Origin of the sequence: Actinomadura darangshiensis, from assembly GCF_004349235.1 — a bacterium.
In the GTDB taxonomy this organism is placed as follows: Bacteria; Actinomycetota; Actinomycetes; order Streptosporangiales; family Streptosporangiaceae; genus Spirillospora; species Spirillospora darangshiensis.
In genome coordinates this window covers 1-12,853 of record NZ_SMKY01000253.1, presented here as the reverse complement: position 1 = coordinate 12,853, position 12,853 = coordinate 1, and the positions used below count along the sequence as shown (strand labels likewise).

Sequence of the window (12,853 nt, the reverse complement as noted above, 5' to 3'; positions counted from 1 at the left end):
GCCCGGCCCGGCCCCGCCGGACGGCTCCGGCGCGGCTCCGACACACCGCCGGGCGGCGTCGCGCGGCTGCTGCCCCGCACGGTCGCGGCCCGCGTCCGGACGCTGACCGCGCTGGTGCTCGTCCTGCTGCTGGTGCTGCTCGGCATCACCTGGGCGGCGATCTCGAACGCCCGCGAGGGCGTGCGCGTCATCGGCCACGACGCGGGCCCGCAGGTCGTCGCGACCGGCGACCTGTACTTCCAGCTCACCGACATGGACGCGCAGCTCGCCAACGCGCTGCTGATCGGGAACGCGGCGGGCGGCGGGCGCGGCCAGGCCCTCGCCCGCTACGATCAGAACCGGCAGAAGGCCGGCGACGCGCTGCTGAAGGCCGCGAAGCTCGCCGACGAGACGACCGAGAACAACACGGCCCGGGACCTGCTGGACGCCCTCGCCCGGTACGAGCGCCTCGCCGGGCAGGCGCTCCTGCTGGACGAGCAGTCCCCGCACGCGTCCGGCCCGCCGGCGCAGCCGGTCATCGACCTGTACCGGCAGGCCACCGACCTGATGAAGCTGGACCTGCTGCCGAAGGCGTACAACCTGACGCTCGACAACGGCACCCTCGTCCGGCACACCTACGAGGAGAAGCGGTCGGCGGTCCTCCTCGGCCGCACGGGCATCCTCGTCGGGGGCCTGGCGCTGCTGGCCGTCCTCGCCGGCTTCCAGATCTTCCTGGCGAGGCGTTTCCGGCGGCTGCTGAACGTGCCGCTCGCGCTCGCGACGCTCGGCACGCTCGCCCTGTCGGGAGCGGGCGCGCTCATGCTGTCCGGCCAGGCCGACCATCTGCGGCAGGCCAAGGAGGAGGGGTTCGACTCGATCCTGGCGCTGTCGCGGACGCGCGCCATCAGCAACAGCGCCAACGCGGACGAGACGCGGTTCCTGCTCGATCCGGGGCGCGCCGACGCCTATGAGCAGGTCTACCTGAGCAAGTCCCAGACCGTCCTGTACCTGAAGGCGGGCAACCTGACCCAGTACAACGCGGCCGTCCAGAAGGACCTGTCGTTCGAGCCGGGGCGCGCGCCGTTCCTCGGCTTCCTCGGCACCGAGGCCAACCGGCCGGCGGACGCGGGCGAGCAGACCGCTCAGCTCGCCGGCGTCATGGACAAGGTGCTGGCCGGCTACCAGAAGGTCCAGGCGAACGACCGCCGGATGCGCGACCTCGTCAACGGCGACCGGCGCGACCAGGCCGTCGCGGCGCGCGGCGCGGCCGCCGCCGACTTCACCGAGTACGACCGCTCCCTGCAGGGGCTGAGCGGCATCCACGGGAAGGCGTTCGACGAGGCCGTCAAGGACGGGGACGGCGGGACGGGCGGCTGGTACGCCGTCCTGCCGATCGCGGGCGTCGCCATCGCCGCGCTGGTGCTGCTCGGTGCGCGCCCGCGCCTGGCCGAGTACCGGTGGTCGAAGTGACGATGCGGCGCATGGCGGCCCTCCTCGCGGCGGCGGCGGTATTCGGCACGGGAACGGCGTGCGGAATCGCCGACGCCGGGGAGAACTCGGTCACCGGAAAGGACGCGCTGGTCATCGGCGTCAACGCCGACCAGCCGGGACTCGGCGAACGGCGGGGCGACGGTTCCTACCAGGGGTTCGACGTCGACATCGCCACGGAAATCGCCGTGCGGCTCGGCGTGGCCCGCGCCGATGTCACGTTCAAGAAGGTGACGTCGGCGACGCGCGAGAAAATGATCCAGGACGGCGACGTCGACCTCGTGGTGGCCAGCTACTCGGTCACGCCCGAGCGCAAGGTGAAGGTGGCGTTCGCGGGCCCGTACTACGTCGCCCACCAGGACATTCTCGTCCGCCAGTCCGATGCCGGGAAGATTCGCGGCATCGACGATCTGAAAGGCCGGCGGCTCTGCGAGGTGCCGGGGTCGGTGTCGTTCCCGCGCGTCCACGACGAGCAGGGCGTCGCCGCGCTCCCCGTCGAGGCCGACGGGTACGCCGGCTGCCTCACCGACCTGACGGACGGGGCGCTGGACGCGGTCTCGACCGACGACCTGATCCTCGCGGGCCTGGCGGCGAAGGCGTCCGGGAGCGGCCGCAGGCTCACGATCGTCAACGCGCCGTTCACCGACGAGCCGTACGGCGTCGGCATCAGGAAGGGCGACGTCGAGGGCTGCGAGGCGGTCAACAAGGCGATCACCGAGATGTACCAGGACGGCGCGGCGCAGCGGCTGCTGGGCAAATGGTTCCGCCCCGCCGGGCTGAAGGTGGCCACCACCGTCCCGCAATTCGAGGGCTGCGTCTGACATTTTCGTCACCGAACGCATGGAACGCACTACAGAATGGCGTTGGAAGGGCAGGTGAGACCGGCCGGTCACGGAGATCAGTCGGTTGCGTAAGTTCCGGTCGGCGCGCACGATCGTAAGTTATGGTCGCGGACAAAACCCGGTCCGGTAACATAATCACCTTCACGCCCGAGGAGTGCAATGACGACGGTCATCCTGGTGGTGATGTGCGTCGTGGTGGGGGCGCTCGAACTCTACGCGGGCAAGCAGAGCCGGGACCAGGCCAATGCCTTCACCCGCCGGATCGACGAACTGAACGACCAGGTCACCAAGCAGAACAACGTGCTGGTCACCGTCGGCGAGCAGCTCACCGCCGAGCTGTCGCGGGTCAAGCAGGACGTGCTGCCCGCGCTCGACACCCGGCTCCGGCAGAACACCGGGCAGGTCGAGGAGCTGGCGGGGCTCGTCCACCAGGCGGACGACTACCTGCGGACGCAGGCGAGCCGGCTGCACGAGCTGGAGCAGCAGCGCATCACGCTCGCCGCGCTGCGCCGCAAGCTCGGCGAGGTCGAGACGTCGGTGCGGGCCGCCACCCGGACGGGCGGCGGGGCCGTCGAGGGCAAGGTCGACGCCGCCCTCGGCCGGCTGGCCGACCTGGAGCGCGGCGGCACGGAGATCCTGGAGCTGCAGCGCGCCCTCACCCGCACCCTGGAGGACGTCGAGGACGTCGTCGCCGAGCTCCTGCAGTTCACCGAGGGCGAGCTGGACGACACCGTCACGGCCGCGCTCACCGGCCGCCCCCGCGCCCACGGCGACGCCGTCACCGCGACGGGACGGCTGTGGACGCGCGACGACCAGCTGGAGGAGATCCTCGGCGAGATGTACGAGCGGTGCGTGCGGGCGAGCCGGCTGAACGTCCGGTTCCGCACCGGCGAGGGGACGGACGGCCCGGTGCCCGGCTCCCCGGAGCGCCACCGCTACTTCCTCGGCGGGCACGCCTCCGAGGACCTGGCCGGGGTGTTCAGCGCGCTGCTCATCTCGGCGGGCGCCGACCTGCCGTCCAACGGCGGCAATGCCAGGAGCGGTCTCGCACGGGTGGAGCCGGGCGTCCCCTCAGGGGTCGAGCCGGTGCGCCCGCCCGAGGACGAGGCGGCGCTCAAGGCCCTCCTGCGGACGCTGTCGGAGTGCTCGGGCGCCGTCGCGCAGATCGGCCCGCTGATGGCCGTCCGGACGCGGGACGAACTGCTGTGCGCGGTGCTGACGGCCGCCCAGTCGCTGGAGCTGGAGAGCGACGAGGTGTTCTGGGACCCGTCCGCCGCGACCGTCCGGCTGCGGCGGCTGCCCTCCCATCAGCTGTGGGACCTGACCGCCTGGGCCGCCGCGCCGTGAGCGCGGGGCGCCCCGTACGTGCGCACGGTCCGCTCCGCCGGGTTCCCTAGGCGCACGTACAGCGGGCAGCTCAGCACGCGCGTCTGCGGGTCGACCTCGGCGCAGAGCCCGATCCCGGCGGCGCGGTCGAGGAACACCACGTTCTCCACCGCCCGCGCCCCGCGGACCGCGTACGGGACGGAGTCGGGGTCGCCGGTGTCGAAGAGCTCCTCGAACGTCAGCCGGCGCGCGAACCTCATCAGCACGCCGGCGTCGACGACGCGGCTGCCGATCGCCGCCGACGGGCCCGCGACGACGATGCCGAAGCTCGGGTTCTCCCGGCCGCGGACGTAGATCTCCCGGTCGGGTTCCAGGCCCCGGCGCCGGTCCGGGATCTGGACGCCGAACCCGGCGTCGCCGTCCAGGTAGGCGGGCGGGCCGAATCCGTCCGGCGGCGTCCCGTCCCGGACGCGCAGCGCGCCGGCGGGCATCTCCCAGCCGGGCAGGTACACGCCGAGGCCCCGCAGCAGCAGCCGCCAGATGGGCCGTCCGGTCACGTCGGGAGCGAACTCGCCGCGCGGTCCCATGGCCCCCCGCGGCTTCTCGGCGTCACCGTCCATGGAGACCATCATCGGACGGCCGATCTTCGTCCGGCAAGGGTTCGCGGGGGTCAGAGCCCTTACCGTGCGGGCTCTGCAGCGCCGGTGCCCCGTCGGCTACGGTGGGACCGACCGGATCATGACGAGGACGGCGCCGTGAATCTGCAGGACATGATGGTGCACCGCGACGACAACTCGACGCGGACCGTCGACAAGTACCTCATGTCCTACGAGGGCCGCGTCATCGCGGTGCGCCGGCACCCCGCCGTCCTGCTGGCACCGGTCACGGCCGTCGTCCTCGGCCTCGTCGCCTGCGCCGCGGCGAGCGCGGTCGCCGGCATGGTCTGGATCTGGTGGCTGTGGCTGATCACCATCGCCTACCTGGTGTGGAAGGTCATCGCCTGGTCGGTGGAGTTCTTCCTGGTCACCGAGCACCGGATGATGGTGATCAACGGGGTGCTCAACCGGCACGTCGTGATGATGCCGCTGGCCAAGGTCACCGACATCACGCTGAACCGCTCCATCACCGGCCGGATGCTCGGCTACGGGGAGTTCCGGACGGAGTCGGCCGGCCAGAAGAAGTGGCTCCAGAGCGTCAACTTCATGCCGTACCCGGAGCAGCTCTACCACGAGATCTCGTCCGTCATCTTCGGCACGATCGACGAGTCCCCCGACTAAGGGCGGTTCGGGGGGGCGCCTCCTCGCGGGGCACGCCCGCTCACGAGTCGAAGCCGAGGCCCATGCGGTCGAGGGTGCGGAGCCAGAGGCCGCGCCGCCCGGCGTTGCGGTCGGCGCGGGCGATCTCGCGGCGGGTCAGCTCGATCACGCCGTACCGGAGCGGCTCCGGCGGGAACGGGACGGGCTTGGAGCGCACCATCCGCAGACTCGTCCGCTCGGTCTCCTCGCCGGGCGGCAGGCCGACGTGCAGCAGGTCGAGCATGACGTCGGCACCGAAGCGGGTGGCGCCGACGCCGAGGCCGGTGTAGCCCGCCGCGTACGCGAGCCTGCCGTCGTAGGCCGTCCCGTAGAAGGCGCAGAAGCGGCTGCACGTGTCGATGACGCCGCCCCAGGCGTTGCTGAAGCGGACGTCTTCGAGCTGCGGGAACGTCTCGAAGAAGTGCCGGGCGAGCGTCGCGTACGTCGCGGGGCGGCGTTCCAGGCCGGGGCGCATCCCGTTGCCGAAGTGGTAGACGGCGTCGTAGCCGCCCCACAGGATCCGGTCGTCGGCGGTGAGCCGGTAGTAGTGGAACTGGTTGGCGCTGTCGCCGAGGCCCTGGCGGTGCCGCCAGCCGACCGAGGCGCGCTGCGCGGCGGTGAGCGGTTCGGTGACGAGGGTGTAGTCGTACACGGGGACGACGAAGTTGCGGAGGCGCCGCAGGATCGGTGGGTACGCCCCCGTACCGAGCGCGACGCGCCTCGCGGTGACGGTTCCGTGCGCGCCCGCCAGCCTCAGCCGGCGGCCGTCCGGGCGCATTCCGGTGACGCGGGTGTGCTCGTAGACGCGGACGCCGAGGGAGCGGCACGCGTCCGCCAGTCCCCAGGCGAGCTTGGCCGGGTGCACCATCGCGACCGCGTCGCGGTCCCAGAGGCCGGCCAGGTACGTGGGCGAGTCGACCTCGGCGCGGACGGCGTCCGGGCCGAGCATGATCGGTTCCCAGCCGTGCTCGTACGCCTTCTCCGCCTCCTGTTCGAGCGCGGCCACCTGCCACTCCTCGGTGGCGACGGTCATCTCCCCGGTCGGCTCCCATCCGGCGTCGATGCCGTACCGGGTCAGCGTGTCGCTGATGGCGCGGAGGTTGTCCCAGCCGAGCCCTTCGAGCGTGTGCATGTCGTCCGGCCAGCGTGCGAGCCCGTTCTCCAGCCCGTGGGTGATGCTTGCGGAGCAGAACCCGCCGTTGCGTCCGGACGCGGCGGCGCCGATCCGTCCGGCCTCCAGGACGACCACGTCCAGGGACGGGTCGCGTTCCTTGGCGAGCAGCGCCGTCCACAGGCCGCTGTACCCGCCGCCGACGACGGCGAGGTCGCACGTCAGCGCGCCGGCCAGCGCGGGGCCGGCGGCGGGACGGGACGGGTCCTGGAGCCAGAACGGCTCCGGGCCGGCGTCGGCGAGTGCCCTCTGCACGTTCACGTTCGTCCCCTGTGCCGCGTCAGCGGGCCGCGCGGACGCTGCGCCGGGCCGACACGACCGCGATCAGCACGCCGACCGCGAAGATGAGCGTCCCCATCACGTTGACCTGCGGCGGCGTGCCCGTCCTGGTGGAGCCGTAGATCCACAGCGGGAACGTGACGGTGGCGCCGCTGGTGAAGTTGGTGATGACGAAGTCGTCGATGGACAGCACGAACGCCAGCAGCGCCCCCGCCACCACGCCCGGCATGATCATCGGCAGCGTGACGAGCCGGAACCGGGCCCACGGGCCGGCGCCGAGGTCCTGCGCCGCCTCCTCCACCGCCGGGTCGAGGCCGACGACGCGGGCCCGGACCGTCACGGCGACGAACGCGATCGAGAACATCACGTGCGCGACGAGGATCGTCAGGTAGCCGCGCGGCAGGTTGAACGTCACGAACATGGACAGCAGCGACGCGCCCATCACGATCTCCGGGCAGGAGATCGCCATGAACAGCACGAGGTTCGTCGAGCCCTTGCCGCGGAACCGGTAGCGGCCGAGCGCGAGGCCCGCGAACGTCCCGATGACGGTGGTGATGGCGGTGCTGAGCAGCGCGATCGTCAGCGAGTTGACGACGGCGGTGGTGAGGTCGCCCTTGTCGAACAGGTGGACGTACCACTTGAGCGTGAAGCCCTCCCACCGGAAGTTCTGCTTGCTGTGGGTGTCGTTGAAGCCGAACAGGATCATGATCGCGATCGGCAGGATCAGCCACGCGATCAGCACGAGGGTGTAGGCGTGCAGGCCGGAGATCCGGCGCCTGCGCGGGGCGCGCCGCCGCTGCGGCGCCTTGGTGAGCGTCGTCGTCATCGTCTCGCCGCCTCCAGGACGTCCTGCGTGCCGAGAGTGCGCGCGTAGGCGAAGATGCCGACGAGCAGGATCGCCATCAGCGCGAACGACAGCGCGGACGCCGTCGGGTAGGCGCTGTTGTTGAAGTACTCCGTCTGGATGATGTTGCCGATCATGGTGTTCTGCGGGCCGCCGAGGACCTCGGCGTTGACGTAGTCCGACGACACCGGCACGAACGTCATGATCACGCCGGCGAACACGCCGGGCAGCGACAGCGGCAGGATGACCCGCAGGAACGCCTGCAGGCGGCTCGCGTACAGGTCGTAGGCGGCCTCGACGACGCGCGGGTCGATGCGCTCCAGCGCCACGTAGATCGGCAGCACCATGAACGGCAGGAAGTTGTAGGTGAGCCCGGACACCACCGCCACGCCGGTGTCGAGGACGTGGAAGCCGTCCGGCAGGATCCCGTGGTCGCGCAGCGGCCCGAGGATCGGCCCGTTGTCGGTGAGGACGAGCTTCCACGACACCGTCCGCAGGATGAACGAGACGAAGTACGGGAGCAGCAGCAGGAACAGGTACGTCGACTTGCTGCGCCCGCCGCGGAACGCGATCCAGTACGCGGCCGGGTAGGCGATCACGATGCACGCGACCGTCGCGACCAGCCCGTACCAGAGCGACCTCACGAACTTGTCGCCGTAGGTGCTCAGGCCGTCGGTGTAGTTCTGCCAGTGGAGCGTCTGCCGGAACCCGTCGATGAGGTTCCCCGTCTGCAGTGACAGCGACACCATCAGCACCATCGGGACGAGGAAGAACGCCGCCAGCCACAGCCCGCTCGGCAGGATCATCAGGTACGGCGCGAGCCGTCCCCGCACCCCCGTCATCACGACCCCTTGGAGATCGGCTCGAAGATCTTCTGGTACTCGGCCTCCTCGGCCTGGGTGAGCCGCCGGTAGTGCTTCAGCCGGGCGAGGTCGCTCTCCGACGGGAAGATCAGCGGGCTGGTGCTCAGCCGCTCCAGGTCCTTCTTGTCGCCGCCGGTGGCCTTGGCCGCCTCCCCCGCGATGATCTGCTGGGTGGACGGGATCGGCGGCATGTAGTTGATGAACTCGGTCAGCGGGGCGTTGTTCTGCGGTACGTACAGCCAGTCCATGAGCGTCAGCGCGTCGACCGGGTTCTCCGCGGTCTTCGGGATGCACATGTTGTCGGTCCAGATGGTGCCGCCCTCCTTCGGCACCACGAACTTCACGTCCGGGCTGGTCAGGCTGTAGACGTCGCCGGACCACGCCATCGTCATCCACACGTCGCCCTTGCTGACGGCGTCGACGTAGTCCTGGGTGTAGTACTTGCGGACGATGCCCTTGTCGCGCTGCTCGCGGAGCTTGGCGGCGGCCTTCTCCCAGTCGGCCGGCGTGGACTTCTCCGGGTCGATGCCGAGCAGGAACATCCCGAAGTTCCCGAGTTCCTGCGAGTCGCCCATCATGCCGACCTTGCCCTTGTACTTGGCGTCGAACAGCTGGGCGATGCTGGTGATCTCCTCCTTCACGTACTTGGTGTTGTATGCGATGCCGGTGACACCCGACTCGTAGGGAATCGTGAAGGCGTTGCCGGGGTCGTAGGACGGGTTCTTGAACGGCTGCCCGGCGTTGGCCTGGAAGTTCTTCAGCCTCGACAGGTCGAGCGGGGCCAGGTAGCCGAGCTGGCGGCACTGCTCCAGCTGGATCCCGTTCGTCATGATCATCAGGTCGAAGCCGATGGACTGGCCGGCCGCCAGCGGCGCCTGGATCTTGCCGAACCACGGGCCCATCTCCTGGATGACCTCCTTGTAGGTCACCTTGATGCCCGTCTCCTTCTCGAACGCCTTGACGGTCTCCCGGTCGTCCTGCATGTAGCCGGGCCAGTTCGCCCAGCTCAGCCTGTTGTTCTTGACCTTGCCCGACCAGTACTTCCGGACGTCGTCCCGGCTGACCTTCTCCTTGCCGCCCTGCCCCTTCACACCGCAGGCCGACAGGGCGAGACCGGCGCCCGCCGCGCCCATCAGCCGCAGGGCGTCACGGCGGGCCAGGGCGGAGCGCGGCTGCGTGAGTCCGCGCAGGAATGCGGGGTCTATTCGGCTCACTGGGGGGCTCCTATGGCGTACGAGTGGCGCGGGTCCCACGACAGCCACACATCGTCGCCGCGGACGGCGATGTCGTCGGCGGACGTGGCGTTCTGCAGGAACACGACGACGTCGGCCCCCGCGGACGTGGTGATGTTGTAGTTCGTCGACGTCCCGAGGTACACGACCTCGGTCACGGTGCCCCGGACACCGCACACGTCGTCCCCCGGCTTGTCGAGCCCGATGCCGATCTTCTCCGGGCGGACGGTCAGCTCCAGCCGCTCCCCCGCCGCGACCCTGACGCCGTCCCGGACCGGGACCTCGATCCGGCCGTCCGGGCCGTGCAGGAGCACCGCGCTGCCGCCCCCCGCCTCGGCGACCTCGCCGCCGAGCAGGTTGGACGTCCCGATGAACCCGGCCACGAACCGCGTCGCCGGATGCTCGTAGATCTCCCGCGGCGTCCCGAGCTGCTCGATCAGCCCGTCGTTCATGACGGCGATGCGGTCCGACATCGTCAGCGCCTCGCCCTGGTCGTGCGTCACGTACACGAACGTGATGCCGACCTCGCGCTGGATCCGCTTCAGCTCCACCTGCATGGCCTGGCGCAGCTTCAGGTCGAGCGCGCCCAGCGGCTCGTCCAGCAGCAGGGCCCGCGGCCGGTTCACCAGCGCGCGGGCCAGCGCGACCCGCTGCTGCTGGCCGCCGGACAACTCGGCGGGACGGCGCCGCTCCCGTCCCGCCAAGTCGACGATGTCCAGCATCTCCCCCGCCCGCTTCGCGATCTCGGCCTTCGGGACGCCGCGCCGGCGCAGGCCGAACGCGACGTTCTCGAAGACGTTCATGTGCGGGAACAGCGCGTACGACTGGAACACCATGTTCACGTCGCGCCGGTTGGGGGGCACACCCGTGACGTCCTGCCCATGCAGGTGGACCCGGCCCGCCGTCGGCTCCTCGAAGCCGGCGACCACGCGCATGGTCGTCGTCTTCCCGCAGCCGGACGGGCCGAGCAGCGAGAAGAACTCCCCCTGCGCGATCGCCAGGTCGACGCCGCGGACCGCGGCCACGGTCTCGCCATAGGCGTGGTACGCCTTCTCCACGCCCGCGAGCTCGATGGCGGGAACTGCGCGGCCGGGGTCGTCGCGCGCCGGGGCGGGCTGGGTCTCGGTCATGGGCGGGACGTCCTCCACGGGCTCCGTTCGGCGGCCGTCAGCCGCCGATGTAGTGCATGACGTGCTTGACGCGGGTGTAGTCCTCGACTCCGTACATCGACATGTCCTTGCCGTAGCCGGAGTGCTTGAAGCCGCCGTGCGGCATCTCCGACACCAGCGGGATATGGGTGTTGACCCAGACGGCGCCGAAGTCCAGGGCCTTGCTCATGCGCATGGCGCGGCCGTGGTTCTGCGTCCACACGCTGGCGGCGAGGCCGTAGTCGACACCGTTGGCCCACTCGACGGCCTGCCGCTCGTCCGAGAAGCCCTGGACGGTGATGACCGGGCCGAACACCTCCTTCTGCACCAGCTCGTCGTCCTGCCTGAGGCCGCCGACGACGGTCGGCGCGAAGAAGTACCCGCTGTCGCCGACCCGCTCGCCGCCGGTGAGGACCTTCGCGTGGCTGGGCGCCCGCTCGATGAAGCCCTGGACCCGCTCCAGCTGGTTCGCGTTGTTGACCGGCCCGTAGAAGGCGCCGGTGTCGCTGGGCGGCCCGACGGCGGTGCCCTTGGCGGCCTCGGTCAGCGCCTCGGTGAACGCGTCGTGCAGCCGGTCGGCGACCAGGACCCTCGTCGCGGCGGTGCAGTCCTGGCCGGCGTTGAAGTACCCGGCCTCGGCGATGCCGGCCGCCGCCGCCTCGACGTCGGCGTCGTCGAACACGATCACCGGCGCCTTGCCGCCGAGCTCCAGATGCACCCGCTTGAGGTCCTTCGCCGCCGCCGCCGCGACCTCCATGCCGGCCCGCACGCTGCCGGTGATGGACACCATCTGCGGCGTCGGGTGCTCCACCAGGGCGCGCCCGGTGTCGCGGTCGCCGCAGATCACGTTGAAGACGCCCGGCGGCAGGAACTCGGCCGCGATCTCCGCCAGCATCAGCGTGCTGGCCGGGGTCGTCTCGGACGGCTTGAGCACCACGGTGTTGCCCGTCGACAGCGCCGGCCCGATCTTCCAGACCGCCATCATCATCGGGTAGTTCCACGGCGTGACCTGCGCGCACACGCCGACCGGCTCGCGCCGGACCGAGGACGTGTGGTCCGCCATGTACTCGCCGGACGCCCGTCCCTCCAGCACCCGGGACGCCCCGGCGAAGAACCGGAGGTTGTCCACCATGGCGGGCATTTCCTCGTCCAAGGTCAGCTGCAGCGGCTTGCCGGTGTCCCGGCTCTCGACCTCGACGAGCTCCCCGGCCCGTCTCTCGACCGCGTCCGCGAACCGGAGCATCGCCAGGCTCCGCTCCCCTGGCGTGGCGTCGCGCCAGGCGGGGAACGCCTCGGCCGCCGCACGGAACGCCGCGTCGACGTCCCCGGCGCCGGACACGGGCGCCTCGGCGTACGTCTCGCCCGTACTGGGGTCGACCACCTCCAGGCTCCGCCCGTCCTTGGCGTCGACGTACTCGCCGCCGATAAAGTTGCGCAGCCGCTCGCCGCTCATTCTCAGGTCCCTCCTGGGCACCGTCGCCCGTTGTGTCCTGTTGGCCCGACCCTTACAGAGGATTCAGTCCAACACAAGTGATTCCGTTGTTACGATCCAGTTTCACGACTAATTCGCTTGACCCAGACGCCTCACACTCTCGATGCCGCAGCTAGGAGACTTCCGATGGCACGCGCCGCCCACGTCCAGCTGGACGAGACCGCCAAGCAGATCATCGAACAGCTCCAGCAGGACGGCCGCCGCTCCTACGCCGCCATCGGCAAGGCCGTCGGCCTCTCCGAGGCGGCCGTCCGCCAGCGCGTCCAGAAGCTCCTGGACACCGGCGTCATGCAGATCGTCGGCGTCACCGACCCGCTGATGCTCGGTTTCTCCCGGCAGATGATGATCGGAGTCAAGTGCGAGGGCGACCTGGAGAAGATCGCCGACGAACTGGCCGGCCTGCCGGAGATCGACTATGTCGTGATCACCGCGGGTTCGTTCGACATCCTCCTGGAGCTCGTCTGCGAGGACGACGAACGCCTGCTGGAGCTTCTCGGCCGGATCCGCGCCGTAACGGGCGTCGTCTCCACCGAGAGTTTCGTGTACCTCAAATTGCGCAAACAGACCTACTCCTGGGGAACCCGCTGACTCCACCGGACACCCGACGATTCTCGTTCTCAATGGGGATGTCCTGGCAACACCTCGCGGCGTACTTTTAGATGCCGCAAGGAAGGAGACCGGCCATGCCCGAGTCGGTTCGCCAGGACCTTCCCGCCGCCCGCGCCGACGATCACCTCACCCTCCGGACCTCCGCGGACCAGCTCCTCGTGATCCGCAAGGCCGCCGAGCTGATCGGCTGGACGGTCACCGACTACGTCCTGTCCGCGGCCCTGGACCGGGCCGAACGAGACCTGTACGAGCACGCCGCCGCCCAGCGGGCGACGGCCCCCGACC

The 12,853-nt window shown here is 70.5% G+C and carries 13 protein-coding genes; 6 read left to right on the top strand and 7 right to left on the bottom strand.

What is annotated here, in order from left to right:
- The 3 genes from E1293_RS36025 to E1293_RS36015 all read left to right on the top strand — a co-directional run.
- Positions 1-1,449: hypothetical protein (locus E1293_RS36025; RefSeq protein ID WP_341770233.1), on the top strand; the 1,449-nt coding region annotated here is incomplete at its 5' end.
- Positions 1,450-1,460: 11 nt separating this feature from the next.
- Entirely contained in the window at positions 1,461-2,288 is an 828-nt protein-coding gene (locus E1293_RS36020) for a glutamate ABC transporter substrate-binding protein (protein ID WP_243717054.1), read from the top strand.
- 180 nt (positions 2,289-2,468) lie between these two features.
- Positions 2,469-3,656: a hypothetical protein gene (locus E1293_RS36015; RefSeq protein ID WP_132202753.1), complete on the top strand. Its 1,188-nt coding sequence runs from the start codon at positions 2,469-2,471 to the stop codon at positions 3,654-3,656.
- Here E1293_RS36015 and E1293_RS36010 read toward each other — a convergent pair.
- A complete protein-coding gene (locus tag E1293_RS36010; RefSeq protein WP_132202751.1) occupies positions 3,617-4,255 on the bottom strand; it encodes a hypothetical protein in 639 nt (212 codons plus the stop codon). The genes E1293_RS36015 and E1293_RS36010 overlap by 40 nt on opposite strands.
- A 135-nt stretch (positions 4,256-4,390) precedes the next feature.
- Between E1293_RS36010 and E1293_RS36005 the strand changes: the two genes are divergently transcribed.
- Positions 4,391-4,912: a PH domain-containing protein gene (locus tag E1293_RS36005; protein ID WP_243717052.1), complete on the top strand. Its 522-nt coding sequence runs from the start codon at positions 4,391-4,393 to the stop codon at positions 4,910-4,912.
- Positions 4,913-4,952: 40 nt separating this feature from the next.
- Here E1293_RS36005 and E1293_RS36000 read toward each other — a convergent pair whose 3' ends face one another.
- From E1293_RS36000 to E1293_RS35975, 6 genes are read right to left on the bottom strand one after another with little or no spacing between them, the layout of a single operon-like run.
- The gene (locus E1293_RS36000; RefSeq protein WP_132202749.1) at positions 4,953-6,362 is read right to left on the bottom strand and encodes an NAD(P)/FAD-dependent oxidoreductase; all 1,410 of its coding nucleotides are present in this window, start codon (positions 6,360-6,362) and stop codon (positions 4,953-4,955) included.
- Between the two features lie 19 nt (positions 6,363-6,381).
- Positions 6,382-7,206 (bottom strand): ABC transporter permease, encoded by an 825-nt coding sequence (locus tag E1293_RS35995; RefSeq protein WP_132202747.1) that lies wholly within the window; start codon positions 7,204-7,206, stop codon positions 6,382-6,384.
- Positions 7,203-8,066 carry an ABC transporter permease gene (locus tag E1293_RS35990; RefSeq protein WP_132202745.1) on the bottom strand — a complete coding sequence of 288 codons (864 nt, stop codon included), beginning with the start codon at positions 8,064-8,066 and terminating at the stop codon, positions 7,203-7,205. The genes E1293_RS35995 and E1293_RS35990 overlap by 4 nt, the downstream gene beginning before the upstream one ends.
- Positions 8,066-9,301 (bottom strand): polyamine ABC transporter substrate-binding protein, encoded by a 1,236-nt coding sequence (locus tag E1293_RS35985; protein ID WP_243717050.1) that lies wholly within the window; start codon positions 9,299-9,301, stop codon positions 8,066-8,068. Before E1293_RS35985 ends, E1293_RS35990 begins: the two co-directional genes overlap by 1 nt.
- Complete coding sequence (locus E1293_RS35980) at positions 9,298-10,449, bottom strand: ABC transporter ATP-binding protein (RefSeq protein WP_132202743.1); 1,152 nt, start codon at positions 10,447-10,449, stop codon at positions 9,298-9,300. The genes E1293_RS35985 and E1293_RS35980 overlap by 4 nt, the downstream gene beginning before the upstream one ends.
- A 37-nt stretch (positions 10,450-10,486) precedes the next feature.
- On the bottom strand, positions 10,487-11,920 hold the full coding sequence (locus E1293_RS35975; RefSeq protein WP_132202741.1) for a gamma-aminobutyraldehyde dehydrogenase: 1,434 nt from the start codon (positions 11,918-11,920) through the stop codon (positions 10,487-10,489).
- A gap of 165 nt (positions 11,921-12,085) precedes the next feature.
- On the opposite strand from E1293_RS35975, the gene E1293_RS35970 reads away from it, so the two are divergent.
- Positions 12,086-12,547, top strand: coding sequence for an Lrp/AsnC family transcriptional regulator (locus E1293_RS35970; protein WP_132202739.1), 462 nt, complete (start codon positions 12,086-12,088; stop codon positions 12,545-12,547).
- A 95-nt stretch (positions 12,548-12,642) separates the two neighbouring features.
- A partial coding sequence (locus E1293_RS35965) for a type II toxin -antitoxin system TacA 1-like antitoxin (RefSeq protein WP_132202737.1) occupies positions 12,643-12,853 on the top strand: 211 nt, incomplete at its 3' end.